Source organism: Sphingosinicella microcystinivorans (genome assembly GCF_003634215.1).
Lineage (GTDB): Bacteria > Pseudomonadota > Alphaproteobacteria > Sphingomonadales > Sphingomonadaceae > Sphingosinicella > Sphingosinicella microcystinivorans.
The window spans coordinates 612592-634032 of record NZ_RBWX01000007.1; the positions used below are offsets into that span (position 1 = coordinate 612592).

Consider the following 21441-nt stretch of genomic DNA (forward strand, 5'->3'; position numbering starts at 1 on the left):
CGCATCTGCGAAGGAACGGCGTCGTCGCGGTTACAAGATTATGACCTCAGGCTGCTTTTTCTATGACTGTGGCCAGTTCTCCAGAACGTCCACGAAGCGGCTCAGCCACGTGTTGGTCTGGTGCCCGTCGACGACGCGGTGATCGATGGTCAGCGACACATAGGCCATCGGACGGATCTGGATCGTATCGACACCGCCCACCTCGCGCACGACGACGCGCTTTTCGGTTTTGCCGATGCCGAGGATCGCCGATTGCGGCTGGCTGATGATGATGGGCGTGGCGAGCAGCGAGCCTGAAACGCCGTGGTTCGAAATCGTGAACGTGCCGCCCGAAACATCGCCGCCTGAAAGCTTCCCGTCGCGCGCGCGCGTCACGAGATCGGTGAGGCGCTGCGCAATGCCGAGCAGCGACAGCGCCTGCGCGCCGTGCACCACCGGCACGATCAATCCCTTGTCGCCAAGCGCGGTGCCGACGCCGATGTTGATGTCGTCGTAGATGTCCAGCCGGTCGTCGAACCAGCGGCTGTTGATCGCGGGCGCGGCGCGCATCGCCTCAACGCACGCGGCGATGAAATAGGCGGTGAACGTGAGGCTCGCGCCCGAGGCGGCAAAGGCATCCTTGTGCGCCTTGCGGTGCGCCATGATCGCGGAGAAGTCGCACTCGAACACGGCGGTCACATGCGGCGCGGTGGTGACGGAGCCGAGCATGTTGCGCGCGATCGCGAGCCGCATCCGGTCGTGCGGCACGCTGGTCACGCCGCCGCTCTTGGCGGGGGGCTGCGGCGAAGACGCTTTCGGCGCTGCGGTCGCCGGTGCTTCGGCGCGCTCCGCCACGTGGCGTTCCACGTCATTCCGCGTGATGCGCCCGCCGCGTCCGGTGCCGGTGACGTTGGCGGGATCGACGTCATGCTCCTGAACTGCGCGGCGGACCGAAGGCGACAGCCAGTTGGCGGGCGCCGGGCGTTCGTTTGTCGGCGCGGCTTTCGGCGTTTCGACGGGCGCGGCGGTCTCGGGCGCCGGCGGCGCAGCGGAATCCGCCGGGCGCAGACGCCCAAGCAGCGCGCCCGGTGTCGCCTCGGCATCGGTATCGAGTAGGATTTCGCCGAGAATGCCGTCGGCGGGCGCAGGCACCTCCTGCGTCACCTTGTCGGTCTCCAACTCCACGAGCGGGTCGTTCTCCTTCACCGCCTCGCCGACCTTGACCAGCCAGCTCCGCACGATGGCCTTGGTCCCCTCCTGTTCGTAGGGAACGAGAATATCGATCATGGACCTGTCCTTCAAAAACCGATGAGGTCGTCGATCTTCGCGCGAATGCGCTCGACCGAGGGCACTGCCCAATTCAGCAGCACCGGATTATGCGGGCTCGGGATATCGGGCATCGTCAGCCGCGCGACCGGCGCGTCAAGATACGTGAACGCCTCGTCCGCCACCACCGCGGCGATCTCCGCGCCGAAGCCTGCCGTCTGCAGGTCTTCATGCACGATCAGGCAGCGCCCCGTGCGGCGAACGGACTCCAGCACCGCCGCCTTGTCCCACGGCATCAGCGTACGCAGGTCGATCACATCGGCGGAGCGGCCCTCGGCCGCCTCTTCGCAGCGCTGCACCATCGCGCCCCACGTCACGATGGTGAGGTCGCCACCCTCGCGCGTGTGTTTCGCCTTGCCGAACTCCAGCACGTAATCGTCGCCCGGATACGGCCGCCGCGCCCACGCGTGGTCCAGCATCGCGCGGTGCTCGAAGAAAATCACCGGGTCGTTGCCGCGCAGCGCGCCGCGCAGCAGGCCGACGGCATCCTCGGCGTTCGAAGGCACCGCGACCTTCCAGCCGGGATTGTGGATGAACGCGACTTCATTCGTCTGACTATGCCACGGGTCGCCGCACTTGAAGAAGCCGCCGGGAATGCGCAGCACCATCGGCGCGGCGAAGCGGTTGTTGGTGCGCCAGCGCATCGTGCCGCAGTCGTTGATCTGTTCGGTCGCGGGCTCGGCATATTTGCGGAACTGGATTTCCGGCACGGGCATCAGCCCGGCGAGTGCCATGCCCACGGCGCGGCCGATAATGCCCTCTTCCGAAAGGCTGGTGTCGAACACGCGGGCCTCGCCGAAGCGCTCCTGCAGCCCCAGCGTCACGGCGTGGACGCCGCCCTTGGGGCCGATGTCCTCGCCGAACAGCACGACGCGCTCGTTGATTTCCAGCTCATGCTCGAGCGTGCGGCGGATCGCCGTCACCATGTTGATGCGCTGGCCTTCGGGCTTCGGCTGGTCGGTGGAGGCGGGCGCCGTGTAGCCGTGCGTCCACTGGCCGCCGACGGTCTGGAGATCGCCTTCGAAGAACACGTTCCGCATCACGGTTTCCGGGTCCGCCACGGGCCGCGCCTCGGCGCGCTCGCGCGCGGCCTCCGCATCGGCCTGCGCTTCGTCCTCGATCGATGCCCATTCGCTTTCGGAAAAGAGCGCGGGGACGAGGTACGATTTCAGCTTCGGCAGCGGATCGCGTGCCCATTCAGAGGCGACGAAGTCCTCGTCCTTGTAGGTCTGCGTGTCCTGAAAGCTGTGCCCTTGCAGGCGGGGCACGGTGAGGCGGAGGAGGGCAGGCCCGCGTTCCTCGCGCACATAGCTCACCGCCTCTTCGATCCGCCGCGCGGCCTCGGCGGGTTCGGTGCCGTCGCCATTGATGATGCGCAGGTCCTGCCATGCCGCGAGGTTCGCGGCGATGTTGCCGCCCGGCGTCTGGAAGGTGGAGGGCACGGAGATGCCGTAGCCGTTGTCCTCGATGTAGAACAGCATCGGCAGTTTCTGCGTGGTGGCGACCGTCAGCGCCGCCCAGAAGCCGTTCGAAGCGACCGACCCGTCGCCGCCGAGCACGACCGCGAGCGCGCCGTCATAGGCGGGGTCCTTGATCACGTCGCGATAGTAATCGATCGCCTGCGCCCAGCCGGCGGTCGGCGTGTATTGTGCGCCGACGCCGCCGCACATCGGCAGCGCCGAAGCGCCGTTCGGGTTCGGGAAGTTGAACACAACGCCGATGTCGCGTCCGTCCGAATAGCCGCCGGCGCGCCCCATCGAGGAGCCGAGCGCGTCCGCCACATCGACGCCGAGCGCCAGCAGCAGCGGCCGCGATCGGTAATAGCCGCAGGTCGCGTCGCTCGGGTTGTCGAGGCGGCTGCCGAGCAGGATCTGCGCCATGTCGTGCCCGCGCGCCGAAAACTGATAGAGCACCTTCTTTTCAGGAACGAGACGCTGCTCCTCCATCGCGTCGAGAGCGCGAGAGAGGTTGAGCAGATAGGCGACGCGGCGCCAGTCGACATTCTCGTCCGGGGCGTTGCGGAGGGGCGTCTTGAGCGCGGTTGCCTGGGCCATGATGCTCTCCCTCTTCAGCGCACGGCCGCGACGGCGGCGGCGAACGCGGGGATCGCGTCCGGCGTCAGTCCGGCGACGTTGATCCGGCCGGAACCGGCCATGTAAACAGCGTGAACTTCACGCAGCGTGCGGATTTGCTCGGCGTTGAGCGGCAGCATCGAGAACATGCCCGTCTGCTTGGTCAAACCGATTGCCGGGTCGCACGCGGCAACACCTTCGCGGACGGAAAGGATGCGCAGCCGCATCGCGTCCAGCTCCGCGCGCCAGCTTGCCGTGAGTTCAGGGCTGTCGAGAATGGTGCGGACGATCGCGGCGCCGTGATCGGGCGGCATCGACCAGTTGGCGCGGGCGAGCGCGAGCAGGTTGGACTGGATGACCGCCGCCCTGTCGGACACCACGAACAGTGCGCCGACGCGCTCGCGGTAGAGGCCGAAATTCTTGTCGCAGCTATAGGCGACGAGAACTTCCGGGTTATGCGCCACGACCGCGCGCAGACCGGCCGCATCCGCGTCGAGGCCGTTTCCAAGGCCCTGATAGGCGAGGTCGACGAAGGGCAGCAGGCCGCGTTCCGCGATCAGCGGCGCGATCGTGTTCCACTGGTCCACCGTGTAGTCGGCGCCCGTCGGGTTGTGGCAGCAGCCATGCAGCAGGATCACGTCGCCCGGCGTGGCGGCGTTGATGGCGGCCAGCGTCTCTTCGAAGCACAGTGTCTGCGTCGCCACGTCGAAGTGCTTGAACGGCACGATTTGCAGCCCGGCGGCTTCCATCAGCGGCACATGGTTGGGCCAGGTCGGCGTGCCGACGAGAACACGCGTCCCCGCGCGGCCGCGCGCCAGCAGCTCGGCGCCGAGCCGGAGCGCGCCCGTGCCGCCCGGCGTCTGCACGCCGCAGAGCCGCGCGCGGTCGATCTCGCCGAAAATGATGGGCGTCAGAAGCTCGGCGAAGCGCGCGTCGCCCTCGGGCCCCAGGTACGATTTCGTCTGCTGGTCTTTCAGCAGGACGCCCTCGGCGGCTTTCACCGCGGCCATCACCGGCGTCTTGCCGCCCGCGTCGCGATAGACCCCGACGCCCATGTCGATCTTGGTCGTCCGGGGGTCGTCGCGGAACAGACCGATCAGCGCAAGCAGCGGGTCGGAGGGCTGGGCGGTGAGCCCGTCCAGAACCGATCCGGTTTCGATTTGTGCTGCCAGTGCGCTCATTCAACCATCTCCCAATACGACGTTTGAACAGGATAGTCGGGAAACGGCGAAAATTTCTTTCAATCTTCAGATATTTTGGGGTATTCGTGAGATGGTTTTGCGGATTTGCGGGTGATTGTGAAATGAGTGCGTCAGATGGATGAAATCGACCGCCAGATCGTTCGAATCATGCAGGAAGACGGCAGCATCAGCAGCGCCGCGCTCGGCGAGCGCGTGGGCGCGTCGGCGGCGTCGTGCTGGCGCCGTATCCGCAATCTCGAAAGCGATGGCGTGCTCGGCCCGGTGGTGCGGCTGGTGAACCGCGACGCGGTCGGAAAAGGCCTCGATGTCGTCTGTCAGGTCCGCATCAAGTCGCACGAACGCGGCGCCCGCGAGGATTTCGAGGCGTGGGTGCTGGCGCGCGAGGAGATCATGGAGTGTCTCTCCATGTCCGGCGAGTGGGACTATCAGCTCCGCGTCGTGGTCGCGGACGTCGGCGCCTACGAAGCGTTCCTGATGCGCAAGCTCCTGAACCACGCGGCGGTGGCGTCCACAGCCTCGCACTTCGCGCTCAAGCGCATCAAATATACAACGGCTGTGCCGGTGTAACGGCGTCGCTTACTTCGCGGCGTCCGAAACCGTTTCGCCGGCGGATTGCAAATCCTTGCCCATACCGCCGATCGTATTGCACGCCGCAAGGAGCAGCACCGCGGCGACCATCACGTAACGCATCTTGCCTCCAAAACCCTTTCCGGGCGGGATCCCCTGATCCCGATTTTCTGCCCGTTGTTTTCTAGGCAATTGTCGCGCCCGACGTGAACAGGGAATTTACGGATGGCGGATGGGTGCGGCACGGCGCCTCATGTCCGCGCCCGGTTTTGCCGGTGACAAGCCGGGGTGATGTTCCTATGGGACCAGGCATGATCGGGGGACTGCGGACAGGCTGGATACGGGAAGGCGCGGTTGCCGCTGCGCTGTTCCTTGTGCTGTTCGCCCGCATCCTCGTCCCGTCGGGCTACATGCCCGTCGCGACCGCGAACGGCGTTCTCGTTACGCTTTGCACCGGAAACGGGCCGGTCGAGATGCTTCTCGATCTCAGTAGTGATCATGCGCCGACGAAGCACGACTCCTCCGGCATGGATGTGCCCTGCGCGTTCGCCGGCATGGGCGGCGGCACGCTGGCTGCCGCGCCCGTGCTCTCGGTCTTCGTGGCAATCGATGCGGGGCGGACGTTCAGCCGCGCCATAGCCGATCTCACGGTCCACCGCCTCGCGGCACCGCCGCCGCCTGCCATCGGTCCGCCCGCGCGCGCCTGACGGCCCGCGGCGCATTCCCAAGCCCTTGCTGCTGCTGATCTCGCGCTCTTTCCTGCGCGCCGATCGGGGCCGTCCTTTCTGACCATCCCGCACAATTCTGCCGGAGCCTGCGCCGCGTGCGCGCCCGGCTGACAGAAGGACGTACTGTGAAACTTTTGTTCGCAACCCTGCTCGCCTCCACCGCTGCCACATCCGCATTTGCCGAGGAGGTGATCGATCCCGAGATCGTCGTGACCGGCACCAAGTTTTCGGGCGATTTCGGCGAAAAATCCGGCATCCCCATCGATCGCCTGCCGCAGAGCGTGCAGATCGTGACTGCCGACGACATCATTGAAAGCGGTGCCCGCTCGATCAGTGACCTGCTGCGCGGCGTGCCGAGCGCCAACGCGGGCGCGTCACGCGTCAGCGCCTATCAGTCGTTCACGCTCAAGGTTCGCGGTTTCCTTGCCGATCAGATGCGCAACGGGATGCGCCAGCGCTATTATGAGGATGTCGACGCCTCCGCGCTTTCGAACATCGAGCGCGTCGAGGTGCTGAAGGGACCGTCCGGCGTGCTCTATGGCCAGTCGGCCGTGGGCGGCATCATCAGCATTGTAACCAAGCGCCCGCAGGCGGAGCCCGCTGTCCGCTTTTCCGGCACCTTCGGCAGCTTCGACCAAAAAATGGTCGCGTTCGACATGACGGGCGGCATCGCACCAGGCCTTTCCGTCCGCGCGACGGGTGAGGTCGAACGCTCGAACACGTTCGTTGATTTCCAGGACATGGACCGTATGAACGGTGGCCTCAGCCTGCACTATGCAGGCGAGGGCTTCAGCGCGAATCTCGTGGCTGAATACACAGAGCGCAAGACCAGCCGCTATGCGGGGCTTCCTGTTGTCGGCACCGTCGTGTCGAACGGCGGCGAGCGGCTGCGGCGCGGTCTCAACCTCGGCGAACCTGCTGCCGATCGGCTGACCGCGGACGCGCCGCTGGTGCAGGCGTGGGTGGATGTGAAGCTGGCGGACGGCTGGACGCTCACGCCGCGCATCCAGTATCAGGAATTCAACTCGTCGTTCCTGCAAATCCGCCTGCGCGCGCCGATCACGCCCACGCTCATCAGCCGCAATGGCCGTATCGGGCGGGAAGACGATGCCTACACGATCGCGCAGCTCGATCTGGCCGGAACGCTGAAGACTGGTCCGGTCACGCACAAGCTGCTTCTCGGCTATGAATACGACCGTGAAAGGGGCCGCTTCACACAATATGCGCTGGGTAACGTCACGCCGATCGATGTCACGGCGCCCGTCTACACCTTCGACACCATCGCCCCTGCCACGAGCTTCGCATTCGACAACTTCTACAATATCGATGGCCACGCGGTTTACCTGCAGGATCAGGTCGCACTCACCGATCGCTGGGACGTGGTCGGCGCCGTTCGGCACAGCTGGGTGAAGGCGGCGCGCGGCGTTTGGGGCGGGCCTGCTGCGGACCGCATACCTACGGAATCGACAATCTGGCAGATCGGCTCGACGTATCGCGTCAGCGAGCAGCTTTCGGTTTATGGCGGTTACAACACGGGCTTCGATGTCGAAAGCAGTGCGGGTGCGCGCGCGGCGGATGGAAAGCCGCTGAAACCCGAGGAATCGAACCAGCTCGAAGCCGGTCTCCGTTTCCGTCAGGGCGATTTCCGGGCGAGTTTCGCTGCGTTTCGCATCAAGCGCGTGAACGCGCTTACCGTCGATCTCGACAATCCCGATTTCAGCGTCAACCTCGGCGCGCAGCGGGTTCAGGGCGTCGAGCTGGAAGGCGAGTGGCAGCCCGCGCCGTGGTGGACGCTTTCGGCGGGCTATGCGCTCCTCGATTCGAAGATTACGCGCAGCAACGACGGCAACCAGGGCCTTCGGCTCGGCGACGTGCCCCGGCACACGATCACCGCGCGCACGGCGGTTTCCGTCCCCGGCACGCCGCTCACGCTCCGCGCGGCGGTCAACCACGTTGGAAGCCGCCTTCTCGTGAACGGCAGCAGCGTCAGCCTGCCCGCATACACGATCGCAGACCTGGGCGCAGGGCTGCGCGCGGGCCGCTTCACGATTGACGCAACCCTCAGCAATCTGCTCGACAAGCGGTATCACACCGCGTCCGGTAACGGCTTTGCGGTCAACCCGGGCGATCCGCGTACGTTCAGCATCCGCGTGGGCGTCGGCTTCTGACAGGGGAGGGGCGGACCATGGCGAAGACAGGGGAAACCGGCGCCTACCGATCGGTGTGGCGCTGGCACTTCTATGCCGGGCTGTTCTCGGCACCGCTGCTCATCGTGCTGACGTTGACGGGGGCGATCTACCTGTTCGACCGGGAGATCGACGGCTGGTGGAACCGCGAGATGCAGACGGTTGCGGCGGGCGGCGCGGCGCTCCCGCTCGCCGCGCAGGAGGCTGCTGTGCGGCACGCGGTTCCCGGCGCCGTCATCGGCAGGGTCCGCCTCCCGCACAGCGCAGGCGAGGCTGCCGTCTGGAACGTTCGGCTTCCAGGCGGCGCGGCGCGGGACGTGTATCTCGATCCCTATCGCGGCATCGTGACGGGCACGGCCGACCCGGAGCTCCAGCCGACCGTGATCGTGCGTGATCTCCACGGCAACCTCATGGGCGGGAAGATCGGCAGCCATATCGTCGAGCTCGTCGCCTGCTGGACACTGGTGATGCTGGCGACCGGGGTCTGGCTCTGGTGGCCGCGCCGCTGGAAGTTGCGCGGCGTGCTGGTGCCGCGCCTGTCGGCGACCGGGCGGCGTTTCTGGCGTGATCTTCACGCCATTCCTGCCACGATGAACGCGCTGCTCGTGGCGCTGCTGGTGCTCACCGGGCTGCCGTGGTCGGCCTTCTGGGGGCAGCAGTTCGCGCGCATCGGCGAAAGCGTGCCGTTCGTCGCTCCCTCGCCGAACTTCAAGGCACCGCCGACGGTAAACGCCGCCGCCGCCGACGAACATGCCATGCACGATCCCGATGCCGCGAAGCTGCCGTGGACGATCCGCCAGACGCAGATGCCGCATGGCTCCGGCGGCCACGGTGTCGGCATTGCGGAGATCGAACGGCTGCTTCCGCGTCTCCACCGCGAGCGGTTCGGCGGTGGCGTGCGCATTTTTTACCCCGTTGCGCCCGGCGGTGTCTTCACCATCAGCTATGTGCCGGACAAGGCAGCGGGTCAGCGCACGATCCATGTCGATCCCGGCACGGGTGAGATCCTCGGCGATATCGGCTGGGAAAACTACAGTCCGGTCGCAAAGGCTGTGGAGTGGGGCGTTTCGCTTCACGTCGGCCGCGAATACGGCCTTGCAAATCAGCTCGCGAACCTCGCGGTGTGCCTTGCGCTCGTGGGCGGTGTCGTCGCGGGCATCGTCCTCTGGTGGCGCAGGCGCCCCAAAGGCGAACTGGCGGCGCCGATCACCCATGCGGATGATCGGCTACCGCCTGTTGTCGTCGGGATGATCGCGGCGTTTGCCGTACTCTTCCCGCTTGTCGGTGCCTCGCTTCTGCTTGTGCTCGGCGGCCGGTGGCTCAGCCGTCGATATCGAGCCCCAGGGCCAGCCGCCCGCTGAAGTCGCGCAGCGCCGGGCCTTGCAGGGGATGGAAGCGCGCGGCCTGCACGTCGCGGAAGGCGCGTTCGATACCGGCCTTCTTGTAGAACGCGGCGCCGCCCGCAACTTCGAGCGCCAGTTCGGCGGTGCGGATCGCTGCCTGTCCGGTGACCGTGCGCCCGGTCATCACGGCATTTGTCGTCTCCGCTCCAGGCATCGCGGTTTCGGCTGTGGCGATCATCGCGGCGTGGGCGGTCTCTGCTGTCCAGAACGCCGTTTGCATCTCGCCCGCCAGGCTGATGAGTCCCGCATTCTCGGGTTTCGAGCGCGCCATCGCGAGCGCTGCATCGCGCGCGCCCTCGGCAACGCCGACATATGCCGCGTAGATAAGCGGGAAGGCGAGCATGCTGATCGTGTGGAACAGCGGGTGCCACGTGCCCTGCGGCCGCCGGCCCGAGATCGCGGCGTCGGGCACAAACACGCTCTTCATCTCCACATCGTTCGATCCCGTGCCGCGCATCCCCATCACGTGCCACGTGTCGAGGATGCTGACGCCCTCCGCCTTGAAGGGCACGCCAAAGTGCAGCACGGTCGCGCCTGCCTCGGGATCGTCGTAAACCGCGCTTGTCATCAGCAGGTCGCCTGCAGGGCAACCGCTTGAAAAGATCTTGCGCGCATCGATCCGGAAGCCGCCGTCCACCTTCGTGGCGGTGCCCGCGCTTTTCAGCCAGTCCGACCCACCGCTCGACACGAGCACGAGGTTTTCCGCGGCGACCCGGCGGAGCAGGCCGTCCGTGGGTGCCTTCTGGTGCTTCCAGCGCCAGGCCGCGGTCGCGACCAGATGCGCGTGCATCGAAAAGGCGAGGGCGGTCGATCCGCATTGCGTACCGATTTGCCGGATGATGTTGCAAAGCGTGCGATAATCGATGCCGCCGCCGCCAAGTTCTGTGGGAACGGCCGCCGCGATCATCCCGGTCTCACGGAGCTTGGCATAATTTTCGGCGATGAAACTCTCGTCGCTATCGTGGTTGGCGGCGCGCTGCCCGACGAACGCGGCGATTTCCGCGCCCGTGGACATCCAGTCGCAAAGTGTTTCCGTTTTCAGAGCCGGTGTTGCAGACATGTCGTCATCTCCTGTTTGGGTGTTGACGCAAATGATCGCGTTTTCGTCGGGGGGCGGCCAGTTCAGGATCTGAATCGCCCCGGTACAAAATCTGAACTCGTCACCCGTGGCGTCTTCGCGTTAGAATTTGCCTGCGGAAGGAGCCGATCATGACACAGACCACATACGGTCAGTTCTGTCCGGTCGCGATGGCGGCGGAAATTCTCTGCACGCGCTGGACAGTCGTCTTGCTACGCGAACTCATCGCGGGGTCCACCCGCTTCAACGACCTGCGCCGCGGTCTTCCGCGCATGTCGCCGGCGCTCCTTTCGCAGCGGCTGAAGGAGTTGGAAGCGGCGGGCATCATACACCGTTTGCCGTCCGCGCGCGATTCCGGGGCTTTCGATTACCGGCTGACAGAGGCGGGCAAGGAACTGGAGCCGCTCGTCGAGGCCTTCGGCCTGTGGGGCCAGCGCTGGGTGGACAGCGAGCTTTCGCTCCAGCGGCTCGATGTCCAGCTCTTGATGTGGGACATGCGGCGCAACCTCGATCCGCGTCCACTCCCCGAGCAGCGGACGGTCGTCCAGTTCCGCTATCCCGAGTTGCCGTCCGACCGGCGCGCATGGTGGCTGATGATCGAACCGGGCGAAGAGATCGATCTCTGCTCGGTCGACCCCGGCTTCGATGTCGATCTCTACGTGTCGACGGACCTCCGCACGATGACCGCGATCTGGATGGGGCACGATACGGTCGCCGCCGCAGTGGAAGACGAGCGCCTCCACCTCACCGGCGACCGCCGCATCGCCGCGAACATGCACACATGGCTGGGCCTCAGCCCATTCGCGAAGGTTCAGCAGGCGGCCTGAAGTCTGAAGGGGTGCCTTTATTGTTCGGTTTGTTCCTGCGGCGGGTTTTCCGTCGGCTTCACGGGAGCTGCGCCGACGTTTTCCGCCGCACCTGCAATAATGGTTTCGAGCGATGAGCCGTTGAAGCCGAGGTCCTTCATCAGGCTGTCGATCACAGGCGCCTGCGCCCGGTATCTCAAGGCGGCGGAAACGGCGCTGCTCGCGAGATTGTCATTGCCGGCAGCTTCTCCCGCGCGGCCGCCTGCGGCTGTTCCGGCCAAGCCCTCGACTTGCACGATCTTGATGCTTTCGATGGCCTCCATCGGCTTGGCGGCCTCGCGGATCACTTCGGGCAGAACCTTCAGCAGAGCCAGCTTCGTCTGAAGCGAAATCTGGTCGGAAGACAGCAGGTTGGCGGCTTCGTTGATCGCGCGCTGGCCCGCGGCTTCCACCTCGAAACGTGCACGAGCGCCCTCGGCACGTAGCTTTTCGGCTTCGGCTTCACCCTGCGCGACGGCGCGGAGCGCTTCGGCACGATCGGCTGCTGCCTGCTTTTCCGCCTGGGCGTCCACTTTGATGCCGATCGCTGCGCGTTCGGCTTCTCTCGCGGCATCGATCAGCTCGATGCTTTTGCTGCGTTCGGCGATTTCGGTCTGCCGCGCGGTAATGACCTGTTCTTCGGCGGCCGCGGCTTCCGCTCTTGCGCGATCGGCTTCAGCCTTTGCCTGGCTTTCCTCGCGGCTCTTGTTCTGAATGGCGATTTGTTGTTCCTGCCGCGAGATTTCCAGCGATTGAGCCTGCGCGATCCGTGCTTGTTCGACCGTGCGATCGGCTTCGATCTGGGCGGAATCGACCTGCTGCTTGGCGGAAATGCGCGCTTCCTGGGCTTCTCGCTCACTGTCGGCCTGCCGACGCGCGACCTCGGCGATTTGCTCCGCGCGACGCACTTCAAGTTCGCGTTCCTGCTCCAGTTTCGCGAACTCATTGTCGCGCGAGATAAGCAGCGATTGGCGCTCGGCGTCCAGATTCTTGGTCTCGATCTGGATGCGTGTATCTTGCTCAATATCGTTGCGGGCCTTGTTGCGCAGCTGGATCTGCTCTGTCAGCTTGGTCAGGCCTTCAGCATCGAACGCGTTGTTTGCATTGAAATGCTCGATTGACGTTTGGTCGAGACCCGTCAGCGAGACGGATTCCAGTTCAAGTCCGTTCATCGCCAGATCGGCGGAAGAGACTTGCTGCACTTTTTGCACGAACTCCGAACGCTGTTCATGCAGCTGGTTCATGGTCATGCCCGCTGCAACCGAGCGCAGGGCGTCTACGAATTTTCCCTCCACCAGCTCTTTCAGGTGTTCGGACTGCATCGTGCGCATTCCCAGCGTTTGGGCCGCCACGGCGATGGCTTCGCGATCCGGTCGCACGCGAACGTAGAATTCTGCCTTCACGTCGATCCGCAGCCGATCAAGCGTGATAAGCGCATCCGCGTTCTTGCGTTCCACCGCGAGACGCACGGTATTCATGTTGACCGGCATCGTTTCGTGGAGAACCGGCAAAACCAGCGCGCCGCCGTTTATGACGACCTTTTCACCGCCGAAACCCGTCCGTACGAACGCGATTTCCTTGGATGCGCGCTGGTAGAGGCGCGCGATGATGACGCCGATGATGATGAGCGCGAGAAGTGCGACGCCCACATAGATGCCCATGGCGATAAGGTTGGAGAAGGGCGTTTCCGCAGCCACGATGTCGTTCATCAATTTGTCCAGTTAGAGAAGCGGGGGTTGTCGTGCAGAATGGCGCGGAAGACATTGCCTTCCCGCCTTACGAGAAGGATGTGTGTTCCTTCCCCGAAGATGTCGTCATCGTTGTCAGGTTCGACCATCAGGTTGTGCGCCTGGCCGAAATGGTCGATCGCCCTTGCGCGTGCTGGCGACCCGCGCGCGGCACGGCCGACAAGGATGGTTGCGGTCTTGCCGACCATCATGGAGGGATCGATCGCGGTCGTTTCGTCACGCGGGATGATCCGGCCCAGCCAGCGCGCCACGACGGATGTCGCCGGCAGCGCAGCCAGGACGGCAGCGGGAACGGCGAGCAGTGCTGGCGCGAGCCCTCCCGTCGAGGCGAGGAGCAGCTGCTGTCCGGCCAGGCCGATTACACCGAACGCAGCGAGAAATGCGACGATGACAATGAGCAGCGGAACTTCGCCGACTCCCAGCCATGCAAGTGGGCTCTCGGCGTTCATGTCGAGATCGACGGTGGCCGATCCCAGTCCGATCGCTTCCAGCAGTCCGATCAGGAACATAAGGACAATGGCGCCCGAAAAGACGATCGTCTCACTTGCACCAAAAAAATCGAGCACGCGACTCTCCCCCTGACAGTTGAATTTAATGGCTAGTCTTTGAATTTCAAAATGTTTCGGTGCCGCCGTTTCGTTTTTTTGCTGAATATCTTCCCGCCAGGGGTTTGATTGGGGCGGGAGCGCATTTTACTGCAGTTTTATTGCATCGCGCAGGCCAAGTTCCGCACGCCCTCCGGGTGCGTCTTGTTCTTGTCAACGCCGTAGACGCACCCTATTTCCGCAGACGGTCAGAGGGTCGGACGGCCGCCGCGCCAGGGTTCGAAAGAACGGCGGGGAGGAAAGTCCGGGCTCCACGGATAGACGGTGCCGGGTAACGCCCGGCGGGGGTGACCCCAGGGACAGTGCCACAGAGAGTAGACCGCCCGGCGGCTTCGGCCAGAAGGCAAGGGTGAAAGGGTGCGGTAAGAGCGCACCGCGCGACCGGCAACGGAAGCGGCACGGCAAACCCCACCGGGAGCAAAACCGAATAGGGGCGGCGCATGGCTTATCCGGCCGGACCGCCCGGGTAGGTTGCTTGAGGCGGCGCGCAAGCGTCGCCCTAGAGGAATGGTCGTCGCCGCCTTTACGGGCGGTACAGAACCCGGCTTATAGACCCTCTGACCGTTTACGCCGGCTCGACCTTCAGCGTCGCGCCGTCAACGCCGACGATCCGCACCATGCTGCCGGCGGGCGCATCCGGCCCGGTTGCGAGCCACGGGGAATCCCCGACCTGCACGCGGCCGCGGCCGTCGGTAATGGGTTCCACCACTTTCACGCGCTGCCCGACCAGCCGCTCCCCCCGTCGGTTGAGCCCGGTGTCGCTCGTTTCCACAGGATTGCGCTTCAGGAAATTGCGGCCCAGGAACACCGCGACGACCGACAGGATCGCGAACACCCCCAGTTGCAGCTCCCAGCCCAAGCCGAGCGCGAGCGTCACGAGGCCGGTCGCTGCGGCGGCCATGGCCAGCCAGATCATGAAGATGCCGGGTGCGACGATTTCCATGATCGCCAACACCGCGGCAGCGGCGAACCAGACCCAGTAGGTCATCTCGAAGTTCTGGAAATCCGGCATCGCGGTCTCCTCAGGCCTGCTCGAACGGACCCGGACGGCGCGGGCGCGGCGCGGGTGCTGGCGGCGGCGTGTCGCCGTCGCCCTTCACCGCCTTCACCAGTTCGCCGATGCCGCCGATCGTGCCGACGAGGCTTGTCGCCTCCAGTGGCATGAAGATCGTCTTGGCGTTGGGCGAGCTTGCGAAGGCGTGCATCGCGTCCACGTATTTCTGCGCGACGAAGTAGTTGATCGCCTGCGCGTTGCCCCCGGCGATGGCGTTCGAGACCATCTCGGTCGCCTTGGCTTCGGCCTCCGCCTCGCGCTCGCGCGCCTCGGCGTCGCGGAAGGCGGCCTCGCGGCGGCCTTCGGCCTCCAGGATCTGCGACTGCTTCTGGCCCTCGGCCTTCAGGATTTCAGAGGCGCGCAGGCCCTCGGCTTCAAGGATCGCGGCGCGCTTCTCGCGTTCCGCCTTCATCTGCCGTCCCATCGAGTTCACGATGTCTTGCGGCGGGCGAATGTCCTTCACCTCGACGCGCGTGATCTTCACGCCCCACGATGTGGTGGCGTCGTCCACGACATGCAGCAGCCGAGCGTTGATCTCGTCGCGGCGCGACAGCGTTTCGTCGAGGTCCATCGATCCCATCACCGTGCGCAGGTTGGTCGTGGTGAGCTGCAGGATTGCCACGTAAACGTCGGACACCTCGTAAGCGGCTTTCGCAGCGTCCAGCACCTGGAAGAACACCACCCCGTCCACGGAAACCATGGCGTTATCCTTGGTGATGATTTCCTGCCCGGGGATATCAAGCACCTGTTCCATCATGTTGATCTTGCGGCCGATCTTGTCGATGAACGGCAGGATCAGCGTGAAGCCCGGCTTTGCCACCTGCGTGAAGCGTCCGAAGCGCTCTATCGTGTATTCATAGCCCTGCCGCACAACGACGACCGCGCTCCACACGAACACGACCGCGAGCGCCATCAAGAAGATTGCGAAAACTCCGCCGCCCATATCCATCCCCCATAAATCGGTTGCCCACAGCGATATCGGAACGCCATAGCACGAAATCCACAGGGAATCTTAATGCCATGACCGATTTTCGCGCACACCGCAGCGCCCTCTATCTTCCAGCCGCCAATGCGCGCGCCATCGAGAAGGCGCGCACGCTGGACGCTGACGTGGTGATCCTCGACCTCGAAGACGCCGTCGCGCCCGATGCGAAGCCGGCAGCCCGTGCCGCCGCCGTGGACGCGGTGAAGGCGGGGGGCTGGGGCCGCCGCGCCGTGGCCATCCGCGTGAACGGTATCGGTACGGACTGGTGCGAGGCGGATTTTCTCGCCGTGCAGTCGGCAAATCCCGCAGCCGTCGTCGTGCCCAAGGTGAGCAGCGCAGCGGAGGCGGCGGAGGCGGTACGTCTTGCGAACGGCGTGCCGGTCTGGGCGATGATCGAAACGCCGCGCGGCGTGCAGGCGGTTGACGCGATCGCCGACACGCCCGGTGTTGCCGCGCTCGTCGTCGGTGCTGCCGATCTCGAAAAGGACCTCGGCTGCCGTGTCGGCCCGACGCGCGCGGAAATCCAGTATGCACTGCAGCGGGTCGTCATCGCCGCCCGGGCAGCCGGGATCCTGGCTTTCGACGCCATGTATCCGGACATCAAGGATATGGAGGGGCTGGAAGTGGTGACGCTTCAGGGCAAGGCGCTCGGCTTCGACGGCAAGACGCTCATCCACCCTGCGCAGATCGAAACCGCGAACCGCGTCTTTTCGCCGTCCGCGGAAGAGGTCGAGCAGGCTCACCGCATTGTCGCGGCATTCGAGGCGGCGAAGGCAGACGGCAAGGGCGTCGCGACTTTAGACGGGAAGATCGTCGAGGTTCTCCACGCCGCTCAGGCGCAGGATTTGATCGCGCTTGCAAAAAGCATCGCCCACCCCTGATTGACAAGATATAACATCACATTCTAAACGGCCTCCCATCAGAAAATAAACGGGAGTTCGTGGTCATGCGTTCGATGCTTCTTGCCGCGTGTGCGGTTCAGGTTCTTGCGCTTCCGGCGCTTGCCCAAACGGCAGAGGCGCCGAGGAGCGACGACCTGCACACGATCGGCGACGACATCGTGGTGACCGCGCCGTATGCGCGCTCCCGCGCCGATCTGCTTTCGGGTACGTCGGTGATGACCGAAGGCGAGCTTCGCCAATCGCTGCAGCCGCAGATTGGTGAAGTGATCGCCCGCCAGCCCGGCGTTTCGGCGACAAGCTTCTCACCTGGCGCCTCGCGCCCGGTTCTGCGCGGTATGCAGGGCGAACGCATCCGCGTCCTCACCGACGGTATCGGTTCCATCGACGTCTCGAACACGTCCGCCGACCATGCCGTCACCATCGATCCGATCACGGCGCAGCGCGTCGAGATCATCCGCGGCCCTGCGTCGCTGCTCTACGGTTCATCGGCGATCGGCGGCGTCGTCAACGTGCTCGACAAGCGTATTCCGCGCGCGGTGCCTGAACATGGCGTGCATATCGATGCGATCGGCAGCGTTGCCAGCGCCGCCGATGAAGTCAGCATCGCCGCCGGTATCGATGCCGCGCTCTCCGACAAGATCGTCGCCCACCTGGACGGCAGCTGGCGCGACACCAACAATCTTCGGATCGGCGGCTACGCGCTCGCCCCTGAACTCCGCGCGCATGCGCTCGAACATGCTGCGGAGGGTGACGAAGAGGCTGCCGAAGCCGCTGCTGTCCGCGGGCGACTGCCGAACAGCTTCACACGCACGAAGACGGCGGGTGGTGGTCTTTCGATCATCACGGACGGTGGATCGCTGGGCTTTTCGGTCGGCTACTTCGATTCGAACTACGGCGTTCCCGAACGGCCCGCCCTCCACGCGCACGAAGGCGATGGTGAAGGCGAGGAGGGTCACGAGCACGGCGACGTCAGCATCGGCCTCAAGCAGTGGCGTGCGGACGTGCGCGGCGAGGTCGAGCTTGGCGAAGGCTTCCTCGAAAAGCTCCGCGTCCGCGTGGGGTATGCGGACTACACGCACACCGAGTTCGAGGGCGCCGACGTCGGCACCGTTTTCGACAACCAGGGCGTCGAAGGCCGCGTCGAACTCGTGCAGGCGAAGCGCGGCGCGTGGAACGGCGCGTTCGGCGGCCAGTTCTACATTCGCGATTTCTCGGCTGAGGGCGAGGAAGCCTTCCTGCCACCGAACGAGACCGAACAGTTCGGCCTGTTCACGGTGCAGGAGCTGAACCTCGGCGCGCTCGGCGTTGAAGCCTCGGGGCGCTTCGAGCGCACCAACGTCAGTTCGAACGCGGTCGGAGTGACCCGTCGTTTCAATGCGTTCTCCGCCGCACTTGGTGCGCGTTATGAGCTGGTCGACGGCATCAACATCGGCATCAACGGCTCGCGCGCCGTGCGTGCGCCGTCCGCCGAGGAGCTGTTCTCGAACGGGCCGCACATCGCCACCCAGGCGTTCGAGGTTGGAGACCCGATGCTCGCCAAGGAAAAGAGCTGGGGTCTCGAAGCCTTCCTGCGCGGCGAGGCGGGCGGTTTTGCCTTCTCGCTCGGTGCCTTCGCGAGCTGGTTCAAGGACTATATCTACGAGGCCGATACGGGTCTGGAGGAGGATGAACTTCCCGTCTTCCAGTATTCCCAGGCCGATGCGACCTATTACGGCCTCGAAGCCGAGCTTTCCGCGCCGCTGTTCGATGCAGGCGACTTCCGCATCGTTGCGGATGGCGTCGCCGACTACGTGCGTGCGAAAATCGATACCGTCGGTCCCGCGCCCCGCATCCCGCCGCTCCGCGTGCTCGGCGGCATCGAGGCGCAGTCGGACCTCGTGAACGGCCGCGTCGAGGTCGAATGGAGCGACAAGCAGACGCGCGTTGCCGCCTTCGAAACGCCCACGGGCTCGCATACCCTCGTGAACGCTTCGATTTCCTGGCGGATGCTCGGTCCGGACAGCCCGGCGACGCTGCAGCTTTCGGCGAACAACATCTTCGACGTCGATGCCCGCCGCCATGCGAGCTTCACGAAGGACTATGTGCCGCTTGCGGGCCGCGACGTGCGGGCAACGCTCAGCCTCAGCTTCTAGCTGGGTTGCATCCCCCGGCGCACCGGCGCTAAGGCCTCTTTCGCACATGCAACATGGGCGAAGGAGGCCTTTATGATCGGACGTTTGAACCATGTGGGTATCGCGACCCCGTCGATCGACAAGGCCGTCGCGATCTATCGTGATTTCCTGGGTGCGACGAAGATCCACGAAAAGTTCGCTTTGCCGGCGCAGGGCGTGTGGGTCTGTTTCGTCGATACGCCGAACAGCCAGATCGAGCTGATCGAGCCTTACGGCGAGGACTCGCCGATCCACGGTTTCCTGAAGAAGAACCCGGCAGGCGGGCAGCACCATGTGTGCTTCGAGGTGCCGGACATCATCGCCGCGCGCGACGACATGCGCGCGAAGGGCGCCACCGTGCTTGGCACGGGCGAGCCGCGCATCGGCGCCCACGGCACGCCGGTCATCTTCATTCATCCCAAGGACATGGGCGGCGTTCTTGTCGAGCTGATGGAAACGCCCAAGGACGCGCATTGATGAACGCCGAGGAGATGGTCGCGGACCTCGTGTCCGCGCTCGATCTGGAACGGATCGAGGAAAACCTGTTCCGCGGTCGCAACACGGGTGAGGGCTTCCACCGGCTGTTCGGCGGGCAGGTGATCGCGCAGGCGCTCGTCGCGGCGAGCCGTACGGTCGCGGACGACCGCCCGCCGCACAGTCTGCACGCCTATTTCATGCGCGAAGGCGACCATAGTGTCCCCGTCGTCTATCAGGTCGAGCGCGACCGCGACGGCAAGAGCTTCTCGACCCGCCGCGTCATCGCCATCCAGCATGGCCGCCCGATCTTCAACCTCGCGGCGTCGTTCCAGGTCGAAGAAAAGGGGCTGGAGCACCAGTTCGACATGCCCGATGTGCCGGGTCCGGAAACGTTGATCAGCGACATGGACTGGCGGCTGCAGTTCGCCGATCAGATTCCCCAGGCGGCGCTTGAGCGTTTCCTGCAGGAACGACCGATCGAGTTCCGCCGGGTCGATCCGTCGATACCGGGCAGCGGGGCCAGACCGCCGCAGCAGAACATCTGGTTCAAGGCGATCGCCCCGGTGCCGGACGATGCGGCGCTGCATCGCTGCATGCTCGCCTATGCCTCCGACATGACGCTCTTGTCGACGAGCGAGCGACCGCACAACATCGCCTGGTGGGACGAAGCGATGCAGATCGCCAGCCTCGATCACGCGCTCTGGTTCCACGCGCCGTTCCGTATCGACGACTGGCTGCTTTACGTGCAGGAAAGTCCGCGCTCTTCAGGCGCGCGCGGTTTCAACCGTGGCCTCATCTACGACCGGTCCGGCGTTCTCGTCGCCTCGGTGACGCAGGAAGGGCTGATCCGGAAGCGCGATCTCGCCTGAGCTTACGACGCCGGTTCCCGGCGCGCGATCGACAATACAACCGCACCGATGATGCCTGACAGGAGCGATCCGCCGAGCACGCCGAGCTTCACCTCGTCGAGATAAATGTCGGAGGCGTAGGAGAGCCCGCCGATGAACAGGCTCATCGTGAAGCCGATACCGCAGAGCAGCGCGACACCGTACACCTGCGCGCCGGACGCATGGACCGGGTAATCCGCAAGGCGCAGCACCTTCATCAACCAGATCACGCCGAACACGCCGATCTGCTTGCCGACGAATAGGCCGAGGGCGATCCCGAGAACGATGGGGCTGACGAGCATTTCGGCGGTCACGTTCGTGAACGAAAGGCCGGCGTTCGCGAAGCCGAAGATCGGGACGATCGCGAACGCGACCCAGCCTGCGATGGCGTGTTCGAGCCTGTGCAGCGGCGAGTGCTCGTCGTCCACATGCCCGGGGGCGGGTGTCAGCGGAATGGTGAGCGCGACCGCGACGCCTGCGAGCGTTGCATGAACGCCTGAGAGGAGCATGGCGACCCAGACGCCCGCACCGATGATCAGATAGGGCCACAGCGATCGAATGCCGAGGCGGTTGAAGCCATAGAGCAGAGCAATGAGGGCGATCGCTGCGACGAGTGCCGCAAGGTTGAGGTCTGCCGTGTAGAAAAGCGCGATGATCACGATGGCGCCGAGATCGTCGATGATCGCCACGGCGGTCAGGAACACCTTCAGCGACACGGGCACGCGCGGTCCCAGAAGGGTCAGCACGCCGAGCGCGAAAGCGATGTCGGTGGCGGAGGGGATCGCCCACCCCCGGATCGTATCGGCATCGCCGATGTTGAACGCGGCGAAGATCAGCGCGGGCACGATCATGCCGCCGGCTGCGGCCGCACCCGGCAGAATGCGACGTTCCCAGGTCGAAAGCTGGCCGTCCAGAAGCTCGCGCTTCACCTCCAGCCCAACGAGCAGGAAGAAGATCGCCATCAGCCCGTCGTTGATCCAGTAACTGAGCGTAAGCGGGCCGACGTAGCTTTTGAGCGCGCCGAAATACGTGTCCGAGAAGGGTGAGTTGGCAACCAGGAGTGCGGCCGCAGCCGCAGCCATCAGCACGATTCCCCCCGCCGATTCCGTGCGCAGGAATTCGCGAAGCGCCGAACGGGGGCGCTCGATCACCAAATTGTGCAGACCCTCAATCATTCCACCTCGCCTGCTTTCTTCATCCTTCGTCGCGATGCCAACGGGTTACAGGAGCCCGCCGCATCGGGAAAC

General features: G+C 65.0%; 19 protein-coding genes and 1 other RNA gene. 10 read left to right on the top strand and 10 right to left on the bottom strand.

Features of this window, described 5'->3' with window-relative positions; all coding sequences use genetic code 11:
• Nucleotides 1-60: 60 nt before the first annotated feature.
• Genes DFR51_RS03260 through DFR51_RS03270 form a run of 3 tightly spaced genes read right to left on the bottom strand, consistent with a single transcriptional unit; the run spans nt 61 to nt 4558 of the window.
• Nucleotides 61-1266 (bottom strand): dihydrolipoamide acetyltransferase family protein, encoded by a 1206-nt coding sequence (locus tag DFR51_RS03260; RefSeq protein WP_121047598.1) that lies wholly within the window; start codon nt 1264-1266, stop codon nt 61-63.
• A gap of 11 nt (nt 1267-1277) precedes the next feature.
• Nucleotides 1278-3359 (bottom strand): alpha-ketoacid dehydrogenase subunit alpha/beta, encoded by a 2082-nt coding sequence (locus DFR51_RS03265; RefSeq protein ID WP_121047599.1) that lies wholly within the window; start codon nt 3357-3359, stop codon nt 1278-1280.
• A 14-nt stretch (nt 3360-3373) separates the two neighbouring features.
• Nucleotides 3374-4558 carry an amino acid aminotransferase gene (locus DFR51_RS03270; RefSeq protein WP_121047600.1) on the bottom strand — a complete coding sequence of 395 codons (1185 nt, stop codon included), beginning with the start codon at nt 4556-4558 and terminating at the stop codon, nt 3374-3376.
• A 135-nt stretch (nt 4559-4693) separates the two neighbouring features.
• Here DFR51_RS03270 and DFR51_RS03275 point away from each other — a divergent pair, with 135 nt between their 5' ends.
• Complete coding sequence (locus tag DFR51_RS03275; RefSeq protein ID WP_121047601.1) at nt 4694-5146, top strand: Lrp/AsnC family transcriptional regulator; 453 nt, start codon at nt 4694-4696, stop codon at nt 5144-5146.
• 9 nt (nt 5147-5155) lie between these two features.
• Here DFR51_RS03275 and DFR51_RS03280 read toward each other — a convergent pair whose 3' ends face one another.
• Entirely contained in the window at nt 5156-5269 is a 114-nt protein-coding gene (locus DFR51_RS03280) for an entericidin A/B family lipoprotein (protein ID WP_121047602.1), read from the bottom strand.
• Nucleotides 5270-5457: 188 nt separating this feature from the next.
• Between DFR51_RS03280 and DFR51_RS03285 the strand changes: the two genes are divergently transcribed.
• The 3 genes from DFR51_RS03285 to DFR51_RS03295 all read left to right on the top strand — a co-directional run bounded on the left by DFR51_RS03285 (nt 5458) and on the right by DFR51_RS03295 (nt 9421).
• Nucleotides 5458-5853 carry a hypothetical protein gene (locus tag DFR51_RS03285; RefSeq protein WP_126494598.1) on the top strand — a complete coding sequence of 132 codons (396 nt, stop codon included), beginning with the start codon at nt 5458-5460 and terminating at the stop codon, nt 5851-5853.
• A gap of 146 nt (nt 5854-5999) precedes the next feature.
• Nucleotides 6000-8042 carry a TonB-dependent receptor gene (locus DFR51_RS03290; RefSeq protein WP_160119139.1) on the top strand — a complete coding sequence of 681 codons (2043 nt, stop codon included), beginning with the start codon at nt 6000-6002 and terminating at the stop codon, nt 8040-8042.
• Nucleotides 8043-8059: 17 nt separating this feature from the next.
• Complete coding sequence (locus DFR51_RS03295; protein ID WP_121047605.1) at nt 8060-9421, top strand: PepSY-associated TM helix domain-containing protein; 1362 nt, start codon at nt 8060-8062, stop codon at nt 9419-9421.
• On the opposite strand, the gene DFR51_RS03300 is transcribed toward DFR51_RS03295, so the two are convergent.
• On the bottom strand, nt 9381-10523 hold the full coding sequence (locus DFR51_RS03300) for an acyl-CoA dehydrogenase family protein (RefSeq protein WP_121047606.1): 1143 nt from the start codon (nt 10521-10523) through the stop codon (nt 9381-9383). The genes DFR51_RS03295 and DFR51_RS03300 overlap by 41 nt on opposite strands.
• Nucleotides 10524-10672: 149 nt before the next feature.
• Between DFR51_RS03300 and DFR51_RS03305 the strand changes: the two genes are divergently transcribed.
• Complete coding sequence (locus tag DFR51_RS03305) at nt 10673-11368, top strand: winged helix-turn-helix transcriptional regulator (protein WP_121047607.1); 696 nt, start codon at nt 10673-10675, stop codon at nt 11366-11368.
• A 17-nt stretch (nt 11369-11385) separates the two neighbouring features.
• Here DFR51_RS03305 and DFR51_RS03310 read toward each other — a convergent pair whose 3' ends face one another.
• Together DFR51_RS03310 and DFR51_RS03315 are read right to left on the bottom strand one after the other, a co-directional pair.
• On the bottom strand, nt 11386-13047 hold the full coding sequence (locus DFR51_RS03310) for a flotillin family protein (protein WP_420853152.1): 1662 nt from the start codon (nt 13045-13047) through the stop codon (nt 11386-11388).
• A 47-nt stretch (nt 13048-13094) separates the two neighbouring features.
• Nucleotides 13095-13700, bottom strand: coding sequence for an OB-fold-containig protein (locus DFR51_RS03315; RefSeq protein WP_121047609.1), 606 nt, complete (start codon nt 13698-13700; stop codon nt 13095-13097).
• A gap of 227 nt (nt 13701-13927) precedes the next feature.
• On the opposite strand from DFR51_RS03315, the gene rnpB reads away from it, so the two are divergent.
• Nucleotides 13928-14304, top strand: an RNA gene (rnpB, locus tag DFR51_RS03320) — RNase P RNA component class A.
• Here the strand turns inward: rnpB and DFR51_RS03325 are convergent.
• Nucleotides 14305-14751 (bottom strand): NfeD family protein, encoded by a 447-nt coding sequence (locus tag DFR51_RS03325; protein ID WP_121047610.1) that lies wholly within the window; start codon nt 14749-14751, stop codon nt 14305-14307.
• A 10-nt stretch (nt 14752-14761) separates the two neighbouring features.
• Nucleotides 14762-15706 (bottom strand): SPFH domain-containing protein, encoded by a 945-nt coding sequence (locus DFR51_RS03330; RefSeq protein WP_420853153.1) that lies wholly within the window; start codon nt 15704-15706, stop codon nt 14762-14764.
• Between the two features lie 107 nt (nt 15707-15813).
• Between DFR51_RS03330 and DFR51_RS03335 the strand changes: the two genes are divergently transcribed.
• The 4 genes from DFR51_RS03335 to tesB all read left to right on the top strand — a co-directional run bounded on the left by DFR51_RS03335 (nt 15814) and on the right by tesB (nt 20176).
• A complete protein-coding gene (locus DFR51_RS03335; protein WP_121047611.1) occupies nt 15814-16659 on the top strand; it encodes an HpcH/HpaI aldolase/citrate lyase family protein in 846 nt (281 codons plus the stop codon).
• Nucleotides 16660-16724: 65 nt separating this feature from the next.
• On the top strand, nt 16725-18812 hold the full coding sequence (locus DFR51_RS03340) for a TonB-dependent receptor (protein WP_243445593.1): 2088 nt from the start codon (nt 16725-16727) through the stop codon (nt 18810-18812).
• A gap of 72 nt (nt 18813-18884) precedes the next feature.
• Nucleotides 18885-19307, top strand: coding sequence for a methylmalonyl-CoA epimerase (gene mce, locus DFR51_RS03345; protein WP_121047612.1), 423 nt, complete (start codon nt 18885-18887; stop codon nt 19305-19307).
• Nucleotides 19307-20176, top strand: a complete 870-nt coding sequence (gene tesB / locus DFR51_RS03350; protein ID WP_121047613.1) for an acyl-CoA thioesterase II — start codon at nt 19307-19309, stop codon at nt 20174-20176. The genes mce and tesB overlap by 1 nt, the downstream gene beginning before the upstream one ends.
• Nucleotides 20177-20178: 2 nt before the next feature.
• Here the strand turns inward: tesB and nhaA are convergent, their stop codons facing one another.
• Entirely contained in the window at nt 20179-21369 is a 1191-nt protein-coding gene (gene nhaA, locus DFR51_RS03355; RefSeq protein ID WP_121047614.1) for a Na+/H+ antiporter NhaA, read from the bottom strand.
• Nucleotides 21370-21441 lie beyond the last annotated feature (72 nt).